Origin of the sequence: Pseudomonas weihenstephanensis (assembly GCF_016812185.1) — a bacterium.
GTDB lineage: Bacteria > Pseudomonadota > Gammaproteobacteria > Pseudomonadales > Pseudomonadaceae > Aquipseudomonas > Aquipseudomonas weihenstephanensis.
Genome location: NZ_JAAEBV010000002.1, coordinates 168,424 through 187,020, shown reverse-complemented (window position 1 = coordinate 187,020; position 18,597 = coordinate 168,424). Strand labels below are relative to the sequence as shown.

The following is an 18,597-nucleotide window of genomic DNA, read 5'->3' as shown; positions in this document are numbered from 1 at the left end:
TCGCAGCCTGCGGCATCGACTACGGTTAGGAGGACAACCGCTGCAACTGTTCGCTGGCGCGTTGGGCAAACAGTTGCAGCAGCCCGTCGAGTGTATGCGGGCCCGGTTCGTCGGCACGGGTCAAGGCGTACAGCGTGATCGGCAATGCCGGTGTCAACGGCCGTATCCGCGTGCTCTCACGTGAGGCCCCCAGCGCGGTAAACGGATCAATCACTGCCAATCCGGCACCTGACTCCACCATGGCTCTGGCCAGCGAATAGGTTTGCACCGCGATGTTGATGCGCGGCGGCGGTTCGACGGTGTTCAGGTAACTTTCAAACCGCGCAAACAGCGGGTCGGCACTGCTCAGACCGATTAACGGTGCGTTGGCCAGTTCATCCAGTGCCAAGGGTACACCAAGGTCTTTTTCGGCCCAGTAGTCCCTGGGTGCCAGCGCCACTAAAACCCCATGAGCCAACGCCTGTGCCTTGAGCCCTGGGTGTTCGGGTTGCTTGAAAGTGAGGGCCACGTCCAGTTCGCGCATCAACAGGTTTTGCACCAGTTCACGGGTGTGCGCGCTGGCCAGCTCGCACTGGGTATCGGGATAACGCTGCGTCCATTCGCTGATCACCGGCGGCATCAGTGACAAGGCCAGGGCGGGCGTGCTGCCAATGCGCAACCGGTGACCGGGTTGGCGGCGCAAGCTTTCAGCCAGACGCTGCACCCCTTGCAGGCTTTCAGTGACCTTGTCGACTTCGCGCTCCAGCAGCAAGGCTTCGGGCGTGGGCTGGAGTTTGCCGCGTACCCGTAAAAACAGCGCAAACCCCAACTGCAACTCGGCGTGCTGCAACACCTTGCTTACCGCCGGTTGCGAGACGTGCAGTAACTGCGCCGCTGCGCTCACCGAGCCGGTTTGGCGAATAGCCTGGAAAACTTCGATATGTCGCAAGCGCATGGCTGTAGTCCATAACCTTTGTTTATGGGTCAAGCATCTTTATTCATTGTTCGGCGCCTGTCACCTGCCCCTAATCTGAGGTTCGCATAACTTTGGGTTAAGGACTGACATGGCACAGCGGGTTTGCATCATCGGCGGTGGCGTCATTGGGCTGGCAACGGCGTATGCGCTGGTGCGTGACGGCTTTGTAGTGACGCTGATCGAAGCCCAGCCCACGCTGGGCAGCCAGACCAGCTTTGCCAATGGCGGCCAATTGTCCTATCGCTACGTGGCACCGTTGGCAGATGCTGGCGTGCCGTGGCAGGCCATGGGCTGGCTGTTGCGCGCCGACTCACCGCTCAAGCTGCGCCCGCGCATGGACCCGGCCCAATGGCGCTGGCTGGCCGCGTTTGTCGGCGCCTGCCGTGGTTCGGTGAATCAGCGTAACGGTGCACATTTGCTGCGTTTGGCGCTATTGAGCCAGGCAACGTTGCAACAGTGGCGCGAAGAAGACCAACTGAGCGGGTTTGGCTGGCGACGAAACGGCAAGCTCGTGGCTTTTCGTGAGCAGGGCCATTTCGATAAAGCCCGGCAAAACGTTATCCACAGCCCTTTCCAACACGCGCTGTCGGCCAGTGAATGCGCAACGCTTACGCCGGGTCTGCAAGGGTCAAGTTTTGTGGGTGGCATTTACACGCCGGATGAAGAAGTGGGTGATTGCCACGCGTTTTGCCAGCAGTTGGTCGCGCGCTTAGAGGCTTCTGGCCGCTGCACCTTTGTGCTTGGCAAGCCCGTGACGGGTGTGGTGCACAGTCACGGTGCCGTGTCGGCCGTGGACATGGGCGATGAGCGTTTGCAGGTCGATCAACTGGTCCTCGCGGCGGGCCACAACAGCCCGGCGCTGCGCTTGCCCGGTCTGAACCTGCCGTTGTATCCGCTTAAAGGCTACAGCCTGAGCTTGCCGCTGGCCGATGTGGAAAAAGCTCCGCACGTGAGCGTCACCGACTACGACCGCAAAATTGTTTACGCAAGGATTGGCGAGCAACTGCGTATCGCGGCAATGGTCGACATCGTGGGTTTTGACCCGGCCCCGGACCCCAAACGCCTCGCACAAATGCGCCAACTGGCGCGCAGCACCTTCCCTGAGGCGGGCGACTATGCCCAGGCCACTGAGTGGGCTGGCATGCGCCCTGCAACACCCACCGGTGTGCCGATTCTGGGCGCCAGTGGTTATCGCAACCTGTGGCTCAATCTGGGTCATGGCGCACTGGGTTTCACCCTGGCCTGTGGCAGCGGCCGTTTACTGGCCGAGCTGATCGCGCAACGTCAAACGTCCATCGACATGCACGGCCTTGCGCCGCATGCCGCTTGAATCTGTAGTTCACCACAAGGAAAGCCCGATGACCCTTCACCGCATTAACAGCAATGAGCGATTGAGCGCCGCCGTGACGTTTGAGGCGCTGGTGTTTTTGTCCGGTCAGGTGCCGACTCAAACCGTGGATATTGCTGCGCAGACCGCGGAAGTCCTTGGCAAAATCGACGCCTTATTGGCCGAGACCGGCAGTGACAAGGACCACATTCTCAATGCCACGATTTACCTGCAAAACATCCAGCGCGACTTCGCCGCCATGAACACGGTGTGGTCTGCCTGGTTGTCAGCCGGTAAGGCGCCGACCCGCACCACGCTGCAAGCCGAACTGGCGCGGCCCCAAGTGCTGGTTGAAATCAGCGTGATTGCTGCACGTCGTTAATCTGTTTTAAAGGGGAAATAAGAAGATGAAAAAACTCACCTTGATCAGTTGCACGTTGGGCCTGTTGATCAGTCAGGCAGTCTCCGCCACAGAGGCGCCATTGCAGGGCGCACTGAAGAAAATTGCCGACTCGGGCAGCATCACGCTGGGCTACCGCGATGCTTCGGTGCCGTTTTCCTATGTGGGCGATAACACGGGCAAACCGATGGGTTACTCCGTCGATCTGGCGAATAAAATCGTCGAAAACGTGCAGAAGAAGCTGGGCGATAAACCGCTGAAAATCAAATACAACCTGGTGACGTCGCAAACCCGTATTCCTCTGGTGCAAAACGGCACGGTGGATCTGGAATGCGGTTCCACGGGTGTGACGGCGGAACGGCAAAAGCAGGTGGCGTTCTCTTATGGTTTTATTTACGTCAAAGGCCAGTTGTTGACCGCCAAGGACAGCGGCATCAAAGGCTTTGATGACCTGCGCGAGAAAAACGTCGTGACCACGGCGGGCACCACCAATGAGCGTTTCATCAAAAGCTACAGTGCCGATCACAAAATGGGCATGAATGTGATCAGCGCCAAAGACCACGGTGAGGCGTTCAAAATGCTCGAAACCGGGCGCGCAGTGGCGTTTTACATGGATGACGCGCTGCTCTATGGCGAACGCGCCAAGGCCCGTGACCCGCATCACTGGGTGGTGGTGGGGGATGAACAATCGCGTGAAATCTACAGCTGCATGGTGCGCAAAGACGATCCGCAGTTCTTGGCGGTGGTGAACCAGACCCTGGCCGACCTGTACCGCTCAGGTGAAATCACGGGTATTTACCAGCGCTGGTTCGAGCAGCCGATCCCGCCCAATGGCTTGAACCTGGAGTTCCCGATGACGGCCGAACTCAAGCAAATCATTGCCAAGCCCGTGAGCGATCCTGTGGAGTAAACCGCCACTGACCTGTTGAGGGCCTGTAGCAGCCGAGCACCGCGAAGCTGCGTCAGGCCACTCGAGGTGAGTGACCTGACGCAGCCTTCGGCAGAGGCTACGGTTTTTTAGGAAGTGGCAGCGCCAGCAATACGCATGAACTCGCCAACAGCAGCGGGTTCCAGCTGATAGCGCCGCACACCACAAACATCAGGCTCATACCGGCCTGCCCAAGGGCTGCGCCGCGCAGCACTTTGCCAGACACAAACCAGACCCCCAGGGCCACCTCCAGCAGCGGGATGACAGCGTTGACGACGGGCATCCCCGTTTTAACCAGCCACTCAACCACCGCAACCGTCAGCCCTGCGTAAGGCGCGGCCTGGACAGCGGGGTTGCCGAGCGCACCCTGCAAAAATGCCGTGGCATCGAACCCGTAGAGCCACTTACTCAGCCCGGCCCATAGCCAGAACCCGCCCAGTACAGCGCGAAAGCCCCAAATGAGCGGCGTCATGCGATGGCCGTTCTGCGGGACAGGCCCAGCGACAGCATCCCGATCAGGGTGACCACAAACAAGGCGAAGAACAGACCCGCGATAGCGACGTTAGTCTGCAACGGCAAGGCGCTGGCCGCCGCGCAAGCCGCAGAACCAAACGCAAGCATCAGGCACCCTTGAAGGCTGGCAGCAACACCTGCCCGGTCAGGGAACAGCGACATGGAGCGGGCCAGCGCATTGGAGAAAATGAACCCCTGACCAAATGCAATCAGCATGATGCCCGCCAGCGCAGTCGCCAGGCGCAGTTCATTGGGGGTTGAGGCGATAACGGCGGCGCCCGTCACGAAGAGTGCGGCGCCTGCCCACATTAATTTTGCGGGGGCGATGAACTTGATTAAAAAGCGGTTGATCAACGTGCCTGTCAGGTAGCACGCGCCTACGCCTAATGCCGTGGTCCCGAAGAATTGGGCGCTGTACCCCAGGCGGTCCTGCACGATGTAGGGACCGATAACGTTCCACAACAAAAAGGCAGAAAAACTGGCGCCCAGAATAATCACTGACGCGCGGAAATTGCTATCGGCCAGAATTGCGCCATAGCCAGCCACTGTCTGAAGTGGGCTTCTTCTGCGCTCAACGGGCAGCGATTCTTTCAGGCCCGCCATGACGAACGCCAACACCACGAGGCCATAGACGGCGTAGAGAACGAAGTTATATCTCCAGCCAAAATGCACCTCAATGGCGCCCCCAATATAGGGTGCGATCACGGGGCCCAAGCCGAACGCCAGGCTCAGGTAAATAATCGCCACCGTAAATCGAGGACCTTTGACCGTGTCGACCAGTACCGCTCGCGCTACGACCTGACACGCGCCAATGGCAAACCCTTGCAAAGCCCTGGCGACGAGTAGCATTTCAATGGAGGACGATGTGGCCGCCATGACGCTCCCGGCCAGGAACAGGCCAAGTCCCAGCAACACGGCCGGTCTGCGTCCCCACGCATCCGCCAGAATGCCGAAGAACAGTTGCCCGATGGCGTAGCACAGCAGGGTGATGGTGATGGTGTTCTGCATGAGCGACGGGCTGGCGTCCAGCTCCCGCCCAATGGAGGGGATGCTTGGCGCGTAGAGGTCAATGGCGATGCCGCCGACGCTGTTGATCAGCGGGGCCAGAAAGACGATGAAGTTTTCGTAACGCTTATTAGTAACCATAGATAAGCCTCAAAGGCCCGGGTGACGAGCGTCACCCGGGCCGGGATACGTTAAGCGGATGCCGCAAGGGCATAGTTTTGAGGTCGCACTAAGCCCAGCGGCTTGTGCTCCCACGACATCGGCGGGCTGAGTCGTGAAGCAACTACGCGGGGGCCCTGGCTGTAGTAGGTACCCCAGTTGACCTGCTGATCTTTCACGCGGCTATGGTCGGCCTGCCCCAGATCATCCAGGCTGACGTCGATCTGGCCCAGAATCTGTCGAACCTGTTCAGTGGCTGTCAGCACGACGAGGCCGTAGTTATGCAGGGCCAGCGTTTTGAGGACCGTGTTGAGCAGGTATCTGCCAGCACCGCTGCCGCTTTGAAAAGAAGCAAACGCCCCGATTTCTGCAATGCGCGCACGGCCAATGGCATAGGAGGTGTCGAGCGATTCATCGAGGTATTGCTCGCTGAACAGCGTCCCGGAATCACCATAGGTGATGCCCAGGCAGGCAAACCCTGGTGCTGCGCCATCGGCTTGGGTCAGGCAGACGAACAGGTCCGGTTTTGGCTCAGGCGTCGCGCCGTAATGCTTCAAGTAGTTATCGCGCACGGCCTCCTGAACGCAGCGATAGCCCGGTCGGTCGCGGTAGAAATTGCGTACTAAGTACATAAGGCTTCCTTTCGCTTATGCGTACAACGAGTCAAGGAAGCGAGCTTCAATTTCAGCGCGACGTGGACGCCCGGTGACGGTGTAGAACTGCTCTCTGAAACCGGAAATGTCATTGATCACTTTCATCCGGTTAATCCGCGCAAAGTCCGCCAGGCGATGTTCCAGTTTGGCCATTTCGGCCCGCACGGTTGGCTCGTCTGCGGACGAGAGCACCAGTGCACAAGGTTCATCCTTGCCCTCACCCATCACGATCATGTCGTCGATCAGCGGGCTTTCTTTGTAGACGTTTTCAACCCACTCGGGCGAGATGTTGCGTGCGGTGGACAGGATGATGACGTGCTTTTTTCGTCCGGTGATATACAAAAAACCGTCGCGCAAATCGGCAATGTCGCCGGTGTGCAGATAGCCATCGGACAGATCGCAGGAGGTGTCATCCGAGTTGTAGTAACCGGCACACAGGGTGGGTGTTTTGACCAGCAACTCACCGTCCACGAACTTGGGCTCGATCCCGTCCAGCAGCTTGCCGGCTGAACCCAGTTGGCGTTCAGCGGGTGAGTTCAGGGAAATGATCGATGAGTTTTCGCTCAGGCCATAGGCTTCGAATACCTGCACGCCTTTGGCGTCCAGTTCGTGGAGCACGCTGGCCGGTATTTTGGCGCCACCGGTAATGATGTGCGGCTGGTTATTGCCGAACAACTGCTCGCGGGTGTGGGTTTCCAGAAGCAGGTTGGCTTCTTCCAGCAATTTTGGTGGGAGGTACAGGAAGTTCGGCTCGTTTGGCGCGATCAATTCCAGGTAATGCCGCGCATTGCCGCTCGCCGAACCGTACTCTGCGATGCCTTTTGGCATCAGCGTCAAGGTGCCGCCCGAGAGGATCGGTATGAACACGCCGAGCACCTGTTCGATGAGCAGGCTCATGGGAACAATGGAGAAGTAATGGAGGGGCTGCTGCGGCAGTCGCTTCATTACATTGTCAACGAGCAGCCCGACGGCCTCGTCCCGGATCAAGACCCCTTTTGGCTTAGACGTAGTGCCCGAGGTGTGGATAACCGACACGATACCTTCAGCCAGGCGTTCATCCTCGTGGCTCCAGGCTTCATGCGTCTGGCCTGTCACTAATTGGGCAGGTATGAAACATGGCTTGGACGGAAGGATGTGGCCCATCCGGCTTTTGGTCTTTTCATCGCTGACAAATACAGCGCTGGCTTTGCCGAGCAGGCTCTCGATTTGATCGTCGGAGAACTCGATAGGCACGGGCAGCAGCACACCGCCCACTTTCTGGATCGCCAGCAGCGTATAGACCCATTCGTAGCAAGAGCGCATGGCAATGCCGAACACCTTGCGCTCACAGCGACCCACACGTTCTTCAAGCGCGCTGGCCAGACGGTTCACATCGTTGCGCAGTTCATACAAGGTATAGCTGCGACCGTTCATTTCTTTGATAACAACCCGGTCAGGGGTGCCGGTCAAATAGTCCTGCATTTTTTTCGTGATCATTGATCAATCCCTCCTACACGATAACTTTGAGCACCAAAAATACGGCGGGACTGATCGTCGAGGCGGCGACGGCCGTGCATGACGCGGGTGTTATCAATCACGACGATATCGCCTTTCTTCCAGAAGTGGCTGTAGGTGTTGCGCTCGGTAACGTCTTTCAACTCATCCCATATATCGAGGGATATATCGTCGCCGTTTTCCCATGTAATGCGGGGTGGCTCATAGTTAACACTTGGGCCAAGCATGGAATTGCAGAAGGCTTGTTTGCCACCAAAGCAGCTTGTTTCTACTGCTGAAATGATTAATTGCGAGTGGATTAAGTTCTGGTCAATTCGGCGATAAGTTTGGCCGGTCACTTTTTGGTTAACGAGTTCCAAGTGCTCATCGGTGATGTCTTCGAGAGGCAGCTCAAGTTCAACACTCAGAAAACGCTTGACGTTATTCCATGGAATACGGCGCGAATATTTTATCGGTGTGTTTTCAAACTGTTTGCGTGTTTTAGAAGACAGGTCAAAGAGCACCTTTTGGCCGTCACACATTGTTGTTTCAGAGCCCACCGAAGCGGCTTCAAGGCAGAAGAACCATTGGATATCAGGGTTGAACGGCAGGTTTCCGTTTTCCCGATGCAGGCCCATCTCATGCAAGCCAGCAATAATCTCGGCGGTGTTGGCAGTCGATGTGGTGCGCGCAGGATCGAACGTGACTCTCGACGAGTGAGCGCTGACAAAATCGTTAAAATCTTGAAGTGTGTCGCTAAAATCGCGGTAAATCACCACGCCGCTGTGGGCGAGGTCACCGTACAACTCCTCAGTGCTGACTGACGTGAGTGCCTTGACGTCAGGTTCTACTGCATAAAGGCACTCAAATCCAAAGCCTGGTGTAGGTTGGCGATAAAACGGGAAATCTAACGACTGCGCTTGAGCCAGCATCGAACGTTCCTCCTGGAGGGTGAGCTCTGGTAGCCATGGCTGCTACCGGTGAACACACAGTAAGAGAAACTTGATTGGTGCGGGTTTTAAGAATTAGAAATGCGCTCGGAAAATTTAAATTTTACTTATCTTACTTGTTCATGATTTCTTCGGAGGCACTGTGGATTAACCTTCTAAGGTTGCCAATATCAAGGCTGCGACTGCGGTCTTTTGACCAGATCATGTCCAGCGTGAATTGTGGGAACCCCATCGGCGGTTCACAGATGACCACACTTTCAGGAATACGAAGTAACGGTAGCAGTTTTGCGGGAAGTGCCAAGGTGGCCGGAACGGCGGCAATAATATTGACGCACGCCTGGTACCCGTTTGCTTTGACTAATACTTTGCGCGCACGGCCTATTTTATCGAGCCAACTGTCGACCATGTTTTTTTCAGAGAGCCAGGGCGTGGGGTATACATGCGGCGATGCACAAAACTCATCCAGGCTCATGGTCTTGCCAGCGTCCTGTCTTAGATAACTGGTGAGGCACACAAATTGATCATTCAAGATGGATTGCCATTCCAGTTCCGGGTGAAGTTGGTGATAACCCGGGCCAAACCCGATGGCAATGTCGACGTCCCCGGAGATGAGCCGGTCAATGGGCAGGTCACGGCTCAGGCGTTCCAGGTGCAACGAGACAGCGGTCTGCTCTTTGCCCAACGACTGCAGGGCCTGCGGCAAGACAGACAACTCGAAATGCTCGGGTGCACATATTTGCCAGACTTTGGTCACGGCAGCCGAGGGCCAACCGGCTTCCTCCTCTGCACAGCGGTTGACTGATTCCACGACCACGCGCAGATACGGCGCGATTTTTTCTGCTTTCGTTGTGGGGAGTAATGCGCCCTGTGACGAGGCGAACAGCGTGTCGTCGAAACACCCGCGCAGCCTTTTCAAGCAGTAACTGACGGTTGGCTGACTGATGCTCATCAGCTCGGCGGTGCGCTTGGCGCTGCGTTGTTCAAGCAAGTTCAAAAACACGACGATGTCTTGCAGATCCAGTTGCTTGAGATAGTTGCTGTGTAGCATAGAAAGTTCCCTCTAAATTATGCTGATCACTCGGTGGGAGCGCACTCGCCGGGCAGATGTGACAGTACGCTTTTCAGAATTCCGGCCAGGGTTTGCCGCTGCTCGGCCTTGAGCGGTGCAAGCACGCAATTCTGGATTTCTGTATGTGTGTTTACCGCCTGTTCAATCAAGGCCTTGCCCCGTTCAGACAGACACACCTGCACGCTGCGTCTGTCTTGCTCATCCACTATGCGCTCGATCATCCCGGCGCTTTCCAGTCGGGTCAAACGGTTGGTCATGGCCCCCGAAGTTATCAACAGTGAGCGATAAAGTTCGGTTGGCGTGAGGCAATAGGGTGCCCCTGAGCGACGAAGAGTGGCCAGGACGTCGAACTCACCTTCTTTAAATCCATATTGAGCCAAGGCTTCAGCGCGAAGGCGATCCAGGTGTTTTTGGATGCGGGCCATTCGGCCAAAAATCTCCATTGAGAAGGCGTCTATACCGGGCATTGCTTCAGCCCACTGGGCCACCACAAAATCTACATGGTCTTTCAAAGCTGCTCCTTTTTATTCGTAAACGCATCGGCGTTGGCAGGATAACGAACATTATCGGCTTCCAGATGTCTTAACGTTAAGATATCTTTGTCATCGAACGCAGTTTACGAGGGAGGACGTATGGCATTTTTCGATCACAGTGAAGACCGCTATTACTATTTCGATGCAGGGGCCGGGACTCCAATAGTACTTCTGCATGGGCTGGGGAACACAGGAAGGGTCTGGGCACCGCAGGTCGTGGACATGCTGCGTTTAGGCCACCGGGTGATTATCCCTGATTTATTGGGGCATGGTGCATCCGCAAATGTGGGCCGGGCGTTCACCGCACATGAGCAAGCACAGGCGATAGTGGCCCTGCTTGAGTTTCTTGGCTTGGAAAGTGCCATTTTTATCGGTTTATCGCTCGGCGGTATGGTCGCTCTGGAAGTGGCAGCGCAGTATCCCGACGCGGTCGACAAATTGGTGGTCGCCGGGACGTTTAAAACAATGGCCACGCCGCATCGACAACAGATGCTCGATAGCTGGATAGAGGCGCTGACGCAGCCCGACGGCTGCCTGAAGCGGTTTAAATCGAGCTGGACTGACCTGGTGGGTCAGGCCTTTGCCGACACCTCGGCCGGGATGATGTGTTATCAGGCCTGGCATGCACAGGCGGCGGCGCAAGATGCACGTAACCCTGTTAACTGGTGTGAGGGGATGAAGCGTTACGATGTCGGCCCCCGGTTGGGGCTGATAACCGCTCCGACCCTGGTTCTGGCCGGTCAGGCCGATCCTATGAGTTCTGTTGCAGAGGCTCAGGCAATTGGCGACCTGATCCCGTCGGCCGTAGTTGAAGTGGTGGCGGGTGAAGGGCACGTTTTCAATGTCCCTTGTGCTGCTGAATTCAACCGTCTGGTCACTGATTTTTTGCAAGGACATCGGCATGGATAGTCGCCTCTCAAAAACGATGATTGGCATTCTGGCTGTGCTGGTTGGCATCAACTTGCGGCCCATCATGGCTTCAATCGGGCCTTTGCTGGGCGTCCTGCAAACTGACTTGGCACTGAGCAGTGCTCAGGCAAGTCTGCTGACCACGCTGCCGGTCATGATGATGGGCCTGTTTGCGCTGGCCGGGCCTTGGCTACAGGGTTGGATCGGTGAAAACAAAGGGATTGCAATGGGCCTGTTGCTCATTGCCGTGGCCAGTGGCGCGCGTGCGTACATTGACGGCTCGTCCAGTTTGATCGCCACGGCGGCCCTGGGCGGTATCGGGATCGCGGTGACCCAGGCGCTGATGCCTGCCTTCCTTAAGCGCAATTATCCCCAGAGTGCAGGCACCTTGATGGGCTTGTTTACGACGGGGATCATGGCCGGGGCGGCCATCGCTTCCGCGTCAGCGGCGCCCAGTGCCGATGTGCTTGGCTGGCGAATGACGCTCGGGATGGCTGCATTCCCGGCAATCATCGCCTTCGGTGTATGGGTGATAAGCGTCAATGACCATCGTCCCCAAGCCAATAAGGCCCGCTTGCCCATCAAAAGCAGCCGTGCCTGGCTGCTTATGGCGTTTTTCGGGATAGGCACCGGCGCCTACACCTTGGTGTTGGCCTGGTTGCCGCCGTATTACATCGAGCTGGGTTGGCCAGCGTCCAATGCCGGGTATCTGTTGGGAGCGCTCACGCTCACAGAGGTGCTGGCCGGGCTTTTTGTATCAGCAATCATTCATCGGTTCCCGGACCGTAGAGGTCCGCTCGCGCTGGTGATTATCCTGGTCATTGCCGGGCTGGGCTGTTTGATTGCGGCGCCGCTCGCACTGGTCGTGCCAGCGACGATTTTGCTTGGGCTGGGCATCGGGGCTCTTTTCCCGCTGTCGTTGATCGTGACCCTGGATCATGCCAGTTCACCCGCCGAAGCGGGGTCGTTGCTGGCGTTTGTCCAGGGGGGCGGTTATTTAATCGCCGGAACCATGCCCTTTTTGGCGGGCGTTTTGCGTGATGAACTGGCCTCGCTTCGACTGGCGTGGGTGGGTATGGCCATCGCCGTGGCCATACTCCTGATCCTGTGCAGGCACTTCGCACCGTTAAGGTCTGTTTCAGCCTCGCGGACGTAAAGGGATTCAACGCGGTGCTCTCGGGGTTTCGCCGCAGCAGTTTCGGCTGCATTTTGCGGCGATGACCTGAGCCTTTGCCTCGCGTAGCGGCTGATCGGCTTTATTGCGGTAACGGCATCCCTTTAGGCCACAGCAACCAGATATTGCCCTTTTGCTTCATGTCGCCCGCCAGCGCGCCGGCTTCGGGGCCGGTACCGACAAAGAAGTCGGCGCGCACTTCACCTGCAATCGCGCCGCCGGTGTCTTGTGCCGCCACCGGACGCACGATGGGTTGCCCGTCAGCGTGCGTGGTCGACAGCCACAGCAGGCTGCCCAATGGAATCACCTTGCGATCCACCGCCACGCTATAGCCTGCGGTCAGTGGCACATTCAACGAGCCGCGAGGGCCTTCGTTGCTGTCGGGGTTCTGGGTGAAAAACACGTAGCTGGGGTTGCTGGCCAACAGTTCATTGACCCGGTGCGGGTGCGCCATCGCCCACGCGTGAATGGTCCCCATGGTCACGTCTTCTTTTTTCAACTCGCCTTGTTCAACCAGCCAGCGGCCTATTGGCTTGTACGGGTGGCCATTCTGGTCGGCGTAGCCAATACGCAGTTGGCGGCCGTTATCGAGTTGCACGCGGCCCGATCCCTGGATTTGCAGAAATTGCAGGTCCATCGGATCGGTCAGCCAGGCGATCACCGGGGCGTTCAGGCCCTGGGCGTTGATGGTGGCAGCTGTGTCGTAGGGTTTGATCACACGGCCTTCAAGGCGTCCGCGTAAACGCTTGCCCTTGAGTTCGGGGTAGAGGCTGTCCAGATTGACCACAATCAAATCCGCTGGCACCCCGTAAACCGGAACGTGGGCCACGTCGGTGGCGGTGAGGCTGCCGGGGTAGACCGGTTCGTAATAGCCTGTGATCAGGCCGTCACTGCTGCCTTCGGCGGAACGCAGGCTGTACACGTCGAGATGGGTTTGCAGAAAGCTGCTGATCTGGGCCACATCGGGGTTGGCAGGCAGTTTGGCGGCTTCGCTGCACAGGTTGCCCCAGTTAGGGTCGGCTTTGAGCCGGGTACAGGCGCTGCGCCATGATGTGAAACCGCCTTGCAAATCCGCCCCTGTGACCTCTGGCAGCGCACTCCAGTCGGCTTTGCTGTAAGTGGTGTGAGGGGGTTCCGGCTGTTTGGCTTCGTTGTCGGTGCCATTGCACCCTGTCAGCAACATGACGACGGGCAGCGCCCAAGCCAGAGGCTTTAAAAAACGACTCATCTGCGATGTTCCTTTGCGGTTGCCGAGGTCTGATGACCGTCAAGGCAATCCTTATATTCAATAGGGGTATTGGTCTTTGCAGGTGACACGAGGATACTGGCGACCGATTTTCGTGATGTGAAGCGACCATGACTTTGAAACGATTGACTGTTGTACTGCTGGCCTGCCTGACGCTGTCGGCGTGTGGTGGGGTTGATCCCAATTCGCCATTGGGACAGCGTAAAGCGATTTTCAAGCAGATGCTCAAGACCAGTGAAGACCTGGGCGGCATGCTGCGTGGTCGAATTCCGTTCGATGGCCCGCGTTTTACTGAAGGTGCGGTCAAACTTGATGCATTGGCTCACGAGCCGTGGAAGCATTTCCCACAAGTTAAAGAGTCTGATCAAACCAGCGCGACTGATGATGTCTGGCAAAAACAGGCCCGTTTTCAGGACTTGGCGCGTCAATTGGAAGCAGCGACCGGTGAGCTGGTGATTGCCAGTCAGGTGCAGCCGTATAAAGCCAGCAACCTGACGCCTGCGGTGCAGAAAGTTGAAGACACGTGCAGCGCGTGCCACAAGGAATTTCGCAACCACTGAGTCAGTGTTGAATCAACAGACCCTCACCCTCTCCCTGAGGGAGAGGGGACTGAATGCCTACAGCCTGAGCGCTTCATTCGCCAGACAGACTGAATGCATGCAATCCCCCGTTACGCCGCGCATCGGCGCCCTCATCTTGCGGGAGAGGGTGGGGTTGAGGGTGTAGTGGGCTTACTGGTCCAACTGATCCAGCGCTTCCTGCAATTCTTTGCGCGATTCAGCCAGTTTGTTTTTACGCTTGTCGATTTTCTCCGGGTCGCCTTTCTTCATGGCTTTGTCCAGATCCGCCTGACGCTGGCTAACCTCGTGCTTGGCGTCGAGTACCTTTTTTTCGCGTTCTTTTTTCAGGCCAGCCTCTGTGCAATTGGCTTTGACTTCGCTCAGTGCTTTTTCCAGACCCGCCACCTGGAAGGGGTTGTTGTGGGCGCGTGCGTACTCAAGTTGAGTTTCGATATTTTTGACTTTGGCAGCGCAACCGGTCAATTCAGGCGCTTGTTGCGCAGCCATCAGTGGGGCAGCCAGCAGGCCGCAAACAGTGAACAGGGCGAGCGGTGAAAGAAGTTTCATAAAAAAGGCTCCATAACAAAAAGTAACAATACACACAGTTCGGTAGATCCCAGGCGCAGCATGCGCTTGGGTAAACGCTGGTGGGATCAGTCGAAACCGGCAATCCCGACAGCTTGTAATTCTTGGCTCAAGGCCCGTACGTCAGGGTCGCGCAGGAACGCACTCAGCTGTTCGGCGCGACGCGGGCCAATGCCCGGTTCCGCCATCCAGTCCTTGGTGTCGCGTGCAACCAACGCCTGCCAAGACTGGCCCAAGGCGCTGTCACCGGTGGGCGGCAACCCGAGTGCTTTGACCCAGCGTTCGAATGATTGTTGCCGAGCGGTGTGCAAACTCTTCAATAAACGTGCGCTGCTGCGTTCGCCCAAGCCCGTAATACTAGCAAGCTGAGCAGGATTGAGGGTCAACCAATCCAGCAAGCGGCTGATTTTGCCGGCCTGGATCAACTTCTCCCACGTGCCAGGGCCGACAAACGGCAGGTCCAGACCTTTTTTGCCACTCAGCCAGTTCAAGCGCGCCAAAAACTGGCTTTCGCAGCCCGGTTTCGCTTGCCAACAACTCAGTGCGTGGAAGTCATGGGGGTCAGGTGCCTGTACTTCAATACGCTCGGGAGCGCGAAAAACGACGTGATCAAAGCGCGGGATCGTCATGCCCGCCAGGCTGATGGCTACGTGATCGCCGGGGCGAATGTCTAGGGTTTGCCAGCGTTGTAGCGAGCCAAGGCTGATGCGCTGGATTTGTCGGTCGTCGAGCCGAACCGGGGTGAGTTCCAGCAGGGGTGTGATACGCCCGGTGCGGCCAATCTTGAACGTTACCTTGCGCACCTCGCTGATGGCCTGCGCATGGGGGTATTTCCAGGCGGCGGCCCAGTTCGGCGGTTTGGCTTGCCACCGCTTCGCGGCAGGGCGCTGGCTTTGGCGCAAGACCACGCCGTCTGTGGCAAAGGGCAGGGGGCTGTTATGCCAGTGCTGGCGCCAGTGTTGCGCGTGCTCAAGCTGCTCGACGGGGTGGCTGTAGGTCAGGCTGTCAATAAAGCCCAGCGCGCTCAGTTGCTGCAACCGTTCGGTTTGGGTGTCCGGGCCATCGGGCCAGTCCCATACAAACAAGCCAATGTCATGGGCGTGTTCCGCTGGCAGGTCATGACGGGCCATTAACCCCGCCACGGTGCTGCGCGCATTGAGGCTGCCGGATGTGGCTTGCACGTGCCCGGACATGCGCCAGTACAACTCACCTTGCAGCACGGCATTTACCGCCAGGGGCAGTTGTTTTGGAATGGCGCTGATCAAGCGTGCGCCGGGCGTCCAGTCTTGCCCTTTCTCACCGTCACCGCGACTGATGACCTGCTGCAAATGGCCTTGCTCATAAACCAGGGTTACTGCGACGCCATCGACTTTGGGTTGTATCCACACCCCCTGACGGTTTTTTAGCCAATGGTTGACGGCCTGCTCGTCGGGCAGTTTTTGCAGTCCGGTCTGGGCTATCGGGTGCCAGACCTTGCCGCGAGCTGTGTGCAGCGGGTTATCCACAGGCGTAGCGTCAAAGCAGCGTCGCCAGTGCTCCAGGCGAGCGCGCGACTTATCGTAAACCGCGTCAGTGACGAGTGAGACTCCGCGGCGGTGGTAGCTGTCGTCCCAGGTTTTCAATTGCTGGCTCAGCGTGGCGAGGTGCTGCTGCGCGCGTATGGACGGCCAGTCAGGGCAAGTGTTCGCGTGTGCGTTGAGCGTGAGCAGTGCGACTATAAAAGTGCCGATAAAACGGAGTGTGGCCAGCATCATGAGCGTCCTTGCCCGGAATGAATGCTTAAGGCTAGCGCAGGTTTTTTTGCAGGCGCATCAGGACGTTTACAGGGTGTTGCGGCCTAGCCAATCTGCGGCACAGTTTTTTTTGCCCAAAAAAAAGCCCCGGGCAGTCACCTGTCCGGGGCTTTTGGGTGCAGCGGGCGTCGTTAAATGCCAGCAGCAGCGCGCAGCTCTTCAGCGCGGTCGGTACGCTCCCACGTGAACGTGGTGAAGGTATCGTCGCCTACTGTTTTGGTCTGCGGCGTGCGGCCGAAGTGGCCGTAGGCTGCGGTTTCCTGGTACATCGGGTGCAGCAGGTCGAGCATCTTGGTGATCGCGTAAGGACGCAGGTCGAACACGTCACGCACCAGCTTGATGATTTTCTCGTCGGAAATTTTGCCGGTGCCGAAGGTGTTCAGCGAAATCGAAGTCGGTTGAGCGACGCCAATTGCGTAGGAAACCTGAATTTCGCAACGCTCAGCCAGGCCGGCAGCCACAATGTTTTTAGCCACATAACGGCCGGCGTAAGCAGCCGAGCGGTCTACTTTGGACGGATCTTTACCCGAGAATGCGCCGCCGCCGTGGCGCGCCATGCCGCCGTAGGTGTCAACGATGATCTTGCGACCGGTCAGGCCGCAGTCGCCCACCGGGCCACCGATGATGAACTGGCCAGTCGGGTTGATGTGGAACTGGGTGTCTTTGTGCAGCAGTTCGGCAGGCAACACGTGCTTGACGATCAGCTCCATCACGCCTTCGCGCAGGTCAGCAGCGCTGACGTCCGGGCTGTGCTGGGTCGACAGCACGATGGCGTCGATACCTACCACTTTGCCGTTGTCGTAACGGCACGTAACCTGGGATTTGGCATCCGGGCGCAGCCACGGCAGCAGGCCGGACTTGCGGGCTTCAGCCTGGCGCTGTACCAACTGGTGCGAGAAGGTGATCGGTGCTGGCATCAGCACCTCGGTTTCGTTGCTGGCGTAGCCGAACATCAGGCCCTGGTCGCCAGCGCCCTGATCTTCAGGCTTGGCGCGGTCAACGCCCTGGTTGATGTCAGGGGACTGCTTGCCGATGATGTTCATCACGCCGCAGGTCGCGCCGTCGAAACCGACGTCGGAGCTGGTGTAACCGATGTCGGTGATCACGTCACGAACGATCTGCTCCAGGTCAACCCAGGCCGAGGTGGTGACTTCGCCTGCGATGATCGCTACGCCGGTTTTCACCAGAGTCTCGCACGCCACACGGGCGAACTTGTCTTCAGCAATGATGGCGTCCAGCACCGCGTCAGAAATCTGGTCGGCGATTTTGTCCGGATGCCCTTCAGACACGGACTCGGAGGTGAAAAGGGAGTATTCGCTCATCTCGACGGTTTCCTAATATTTACCGATGGTGAGTGTTGCCAGAGGGTCGCTGAAAGTGGCGGACCTGAATCTGGAAACCATTACGTAAGCCTACATAGAGGCTTTCCCCGGGAACCAGTCCCGCAGCGGTGGCCCAACGGGCCAGATCATCTTGTTCAAAACCTAACCATAAATCACCGCACGCCTCGCGGGCCCACGCCTGATTATGGCTACACAACTCTGTTACCAGCAGGCTACCGCCAGGTTGCAGCAGGGTGGCCAGTTGCTTTAATGCGTCGGCCGGTGCGGCGAAATGGTGCAAGACCATGTTCACCACCACGCAATCGACCTGGATCTGCGAACCGTTGAGCGCGTCTGCCAAGGTCAGGCTGACGTTGCTCAGCGCTTCTCGCTCACACACCTGGCGCGCCAGTTCGAGCATCGCCGGGCTGTTGTCCAGTGCCGTGACCTGATGAAAGCGGCGGGCCAGATCAGGCAAAAAGCTGCCGTCGCCGGGGCCGACTTCAAGGGCCGTGGCCGCAGGGCTAAAACTCAGTTTGTCGAGCAGTGCCAGTACGCTGTCCCGGTACTGCGGCAAGCCTGCAATCAGGTCTTGCTGGGCGCGAAACTTCTCGGCAATGCGTGAGAAAAAATCTTGGCTAGCGGCAGCACGCTGCCGGTGTACGGCGCTGATGCGTGCTTGTACCTCTGCGGGCAAGGTCAGGTTGTCGACCTCCTCCAGCAGCGCGGCGTGTAACGTGCCGCCCAGTTGCTCGGTGTGCGGCAGGGCGCGGCGATAAAAGATCGCATTGCCCTCGCGGCGGGTGGCCACCAGCCTGGCCTGGGACAGCACCTTGAGGTGATGGCTCATGCCCGACTGGCCGGTTGCAAAAATCTGCGTCAGCTCCAGCACACCAAATGAATCATTGGCCAACGCGCGCAGCACATTGAGTCGCAGCGGATCACCTCCAGCCTTGCACAGGGCGGAGAGCTCGTCGCAATCGTCATGGCGAATTGAAGGCACGCGTAAGTTCATGGGGTGGCAGTCTAGTTACCCGTTTGTG

General features: G+C 57.9%; 19 protein-coding genes. 6 read left to right on the top strand and 13 right to left on the bottom strand.

Annotation, left to right across the window (positions count from 1 at the left end):
* Positions 1-25: 25 nt before the first annotated feature.
* A complete protein-coding gene (locus GYN01_RS08265) occupies positions 26-934 on the bottom strand; it encodes a LysR family transcriptional regulator (protein ID WP_048402219.1) in 909 nt (302 codons plus the stop codon).
* A gap of 109 nt (positions 935-1,043) precedes the next feature.
* Here GYN01_RS08265 and GYN01_RS08260 point away from each other — a divergent pair, with 109 nt between their 5' ends.
* The 3 genes from GYN01_RS08260 to GYN01_RS08250 are packed head-to-tail and all read left to right on the top strand — an operon-like array spanning position 1,044 to position 3,592.
* Positions 1,044-2,285 (top strand): D-amino acid dehydrogenase, encoded by a 1,242-nt coding sequence (locus tag GYN01_RS08260; RefSeq protein ID WP_203306870.1) that lies wholly within the window; start codon positions 1,044-1,046, stop codon positions 2,283-2,285.
* Positions 2,286-2,313: 28 nt separating this feature from the next.
* Positions 2,314-2,664: a RidA family protein gene (locus tag GYN01_RS08255; RefSeq protein WP_048364115.1), complete on the top strand. Its 351-nt coding sequence runs from the start codon at positions 2,314-2,316 to the stop codon at positions 2,662-2,664.
* Between the two features lie 25 nt (positions 2,665-2,689).
* The gene (locus GYN01_RS08250) at positions 2,690-3,592 is read left to right on the top strand and encodes a transporter substrate-binding domain-containing protein (RefSeq protein WP_203306869.1); all 903 of its coding nucleotides are present in this window, start codon (positions 2,690-2,692) and stop codon (positions 3,590-3,592) included.
* A 97-nt stretch (positions 3,593-3,689) separates the two neighbouring features.
* On the opposite strand, the gene GYN01_RS08245 is transcribed toward GYN01_RS08250, so the two are convergent.
* The 7 genes from GYN01_RS08245 to GYN01_RS08215 all read right to left on the bottom strand — a co-directional run bounded on the left by GYN01_RS08245 (position 3,690) and on the right by GYN01_RS08215 (position 9,944).
* Positions 3,690-4,082, bottom strand: a complete 393-nt coding sequence (locus GYN01_RS08245) for a hypothetical protein (protein ID WP_048364117.1) — start codon at positions 4,080-4,082, stop codon at positions 3,690-3,692.
* Positions 4,079-5,269 (bottom strand): multidrug effflux MFS transporter, encoded by a 1,191-nt coding sequence (locus GYN01_RS08240; protein ID WP_048364118.1) that lies wholly within the window; start codon positions 5,267-5,269, stop codon positions 4,079-4,081. Before GYN01_RS08240 ends, GYN01_RS08245 begins: the two co-directional genes overlap by 4 nt.
* A 50-nt stretch (positions 5,270-5,319) precedes the next feature.
* Positions 5,320-5,919 carry a thermostable hemolysin gene (locus GYN01_RS08235; protein WP_203306868.1) on the bottom strand — a complete coding sequence of 200 codons (600 nt, stop codon included), beginning with the start codon at positions 5,917-5,919 and terminating at the stop codon, positions 5,320-5,322.
* A gap of 15 nt (positions 5,920-5,934) precedes the next feature.
* Positions 5,935-7,416, bottom strand: coding sequence for an AMP-binding protein (locus GYN01_RS08230; RefSeq protein WP_048364120.1), 1,482 nt, complete (start codon positions 7,414-7,416; stop codon positions 5,935-5,937).
* Entirely contained in the window at positions 7,413-8,345 is a 933-nt protein-coding gene (locus tag GYN01_RS08225; protein ID WP_048364121.1) for a TauD/TfdA family dioxygenase, read from the bottom strand. The genes GYN01_RS08230 and GYN01_RS08225 overlap by 4 nt, the downstream gene beginning before the upstream one ends.
* A gap of 130 nt (positions 8,346-8,475) precedes the next feature.
* The gene (locus GYN01_RS08220) at positions 8,476-9,411 is read right to left on the bottom strand and encodes a LysR family transcriptional regulator (protein ID WP_203306867.1); all 936 of its coding nucleotides are present in this window, start codon (positions 9,409-9,411) and stop codon (positions 8,476-8,478) included.
* 26 nt (positions 9,412-9,437) lie between these two features.
* Positions 9,438-9,944, bottom strand: coding sequence for a MarR family winged helix-turn-helix transcriptional regulator (locus GYN01_RS08215; RefSeq protein ID WP_203306866.1), 507 nt, complete (start codon positions 9,942-9,944; stop codon positions 9,438-9,440).
* A 120-nt stretch (positions 9,945-10,064) separates the two neighbouring features.
* Here GYN01_RS08215 and GYN01_RS08210 point away from each other — a divergent pair, with 120 nt between their 5' ends.
* The gene (locus GYN01_RS08210) at positions 10,065-10,874 is read left to right on the top strand and encodes an alpha/beta fold hydrolase (protein WP_048364124.1); all 810 of its coding nucleotides are present in this window, start codon (positions 10,065-10,067) and stop codon (positions 10,872-10,874) included.
* Positions 10,867-12,030: an MFS transporter gene (locus GYN01_RS08205; protein WP_048364125.1), complete on the top strand. Its 1,164-nt coding sequence runs from the start codon at positions 10,867-10,869 to the stop codon at positions 12,028-12,030. The genes GYN01_RS08210 and GYN01_RS08205 overlap by 8 nt, the downstream gene beginning before the upstream one ends.
* A gap of 100 nt (positions 12,031-12,130) precedes the next feature.
* Here the strand turns inward: GYN01_RS08205 and mltA are convergent, their stop codons facing one another.
* Complete coding sequence (gene mltA / locus GYN01_RS08200; RefSeq protein ID WP_203306865.1) at positions 12,131-13,276, bottom strand: murein transglycosylase A; 1,146 nt, start codon at positions 13,274-13,276, stop codon at positions 12,131-12,133.
* Between the two features lie 128 nt (positions 13,277-13,404).
* Here mltA and GYN01_RS08195 point away from each other — a divergent pair, with 128 nt between their 5' ends.
* Positions 13,405-13,854, top strand: a complete 450-nt coding sequence (locus GYN01_RS08195) for a c-type cytochrome (protein WP_059765426.1) — start codon at positions 13,405-13,407, stop codon at positions 13,852-13,854.
* 171 nt (positions 13,855-14,025) lie between these two features.
* Here GYN01_RS08195 and GYN01_RS08190 read toward each other — a convergent pair whose 3' ends face one another.
* The 4 genes from GYN01_RS08190 to GYN01_RS08175 all read right to left on the bottom strand — a co-directional run bounded on the left by GYN01_RS08190 (position 14,026) and on the right by GYN01_RS08175 (position 18,569).
* Positions 14,026-14,421 (bottom strand): DUF1090 domain-containing protein, encoded by a 396-nt coding sequence (locus GYN01_RS08190; protein ID WP_203306864.1) that lies wholly within the window; start codon positions 14,419-14,421, stop codon positions 14,026-14,028.
* A gap of 86 nt (positions 14,422-14,507) precedes the next feature.
* Complete coding sequence (gene ligB / locus GYN01_RS08185) at positions 14,508-16,190, bottom strand: NAD-dependent DNA ligase LigB (protein ID WP_203306863.1); 1,683 nt, start codon at positions 16,188-16,190, stop codon at positions 14,508-14,510.
* A gap of 173 nt (positions 16,191-16,363) precedes the next feature.
* Positions 16,364-17,554 carry a methionine adenosyltransferase gene (gene metK / locus GYN01_RS08180; protein WP_048364130.1) on the bottom strand — a complete coding sequence of 397 codons (1,191 nt, stop codon included), beginning with the start codon at positions 17,552-17,554 and terminating at the stop codon, positions 16,364-16,366.
* Between the two features lie 19 nt (positions 17,555-17,573).
* The gene (locus tag GYN01_RS08175; protein WP_048364131.1) at positions 17,574-18,569 is read right to left on the bottom strand and encodes an ArsR/SmtB family transcription factor; all 996 of its coding nucleotides are present in this window, start codon (positions 18,567-18,569) and stop codon (positions 17,574-17,576) included.
* Positions 18,570-18,597 lie beyond the last annotated feature (28 nt).

Coding starts and splice junctions, on each gene's coding strand:
- GYN01_RS08205 (WP_048364125.1), top strand. CDS start 10,867: ATGGATAGTCGCCTCTCAAAAACGATGATTGGCATTCTGGCTGTGCTG.
- metK (WP_048364130.1), bottom strand. CDS start 17,554: ATGAGCGAATACTCCCTTTTCACCTCCGAGTCCGTGTCTGAAGGGCAT.
- ligB (WP_203306863.1), bottom strand. CDS start 16,190: ATGCTGGCCACACTCCGTTTTATCGGCACTTTTATAGTCGCACTGCTC.
- GYN01_RS08225 (WP_048364121.1), bottom strand. CDS start 8,345: ATGCTGGCTCAAGCGCAGTCGTTAGATTTCCCGTTTTATCGCCAACCT.
- GYN01_RS08235 (WP_203306868.1), bottom strand. CDS start 5,919: ATGTACTTAGTACGCAATTTCTACCGCGACCGACCGGGCTATCGCTGC.
- GYN01_RS08195 (WP_059765426.1), top strand. CDS start 13,405: ATGACTTTGAAACGATTGACTGTTGTACTGCTGGCCTGCCTGACGCTG.
- GYN01_RS08190 (WP_203306864.1), bottom strand. CDS start 14,421: ATGAAACTTCTTTCACCGCTCGCCCTGTTCACTGTTTGCGGCCTGCTG.
- GYN01_RS08220 (WP_203306867.1), bottom strand. CDS start 9,411: ATGCTACACAGCAACTATCTCAAGCAACTGGATCTGCAAGACATCGTC.
- mltA (WP_203306865.1), bottom strand. CDS start 13,276: ATGAGTCGTTTTTTAAAGCCTCTGGCTTGGGCGCTGCCCGTCGTCATG.
- GYN01_RS08255 (WP_048364115.1), top strand. CDS start 2,314: ATGACCCTTCACCGCATTAACAGCAATGAGCGATTGAGCGCCGCCGTG.
- GYN01_RS08260 (WP_203306870.1), top strand. CDS start 1,044: ATGGCACAGCGGGTTTGCATCATCGGCGGTGGCGTCATTGGGCTGGCA.
- GYN01_RS08250 (WP_203306869.1), top strand. CDS start 2,690: ATGAAAAAACTCACCTTGATCAGTTGCACGTTGGGCCTGTTGATCAGT.
- GYN01_RS08230 (WP_048364120.1), bottom strand. CDS start 7,416: ATGATCACGAAAAAAATGCAGGACTATTTGACCGGCACCCCTGACCGG.
- GYN01_RS08175 (WP_048364131.1), bottom strand. CDS start 18,569: ATGAACTTACGCGTGCCTTCAATTCGCCATGACGATTGCGACGAGCTC.
- GYN01_RS08265 (WP_048402219.1), bottom strand. CDS start 934: ATGCGCTTGCGACATATCGAAGTTTTCCAGGCTATTCGCCAAACCGGC.
- GYN01_RS08240 (WP_048364118.1), bottom strand. CDS start 5,269: ATGGTTACTAATAAGCGTTACGAAAACTTCATCGTCTTTCTGGCCCCG.
- GYN01_RS08210 (WP_048364124.1), top strand. CDS start 10,065: ATGGCATTTTTCGATCACAGTGAAGACCGCTATTACTATTTCGATGCA.
- GYN01_RS08245 (WP_048364117.1), bottom strand. CDS start 4,082: ATGACGCCGCTCATTTGGGGCTTTCGCGCTGTACTGGGCGGGTTCTGG.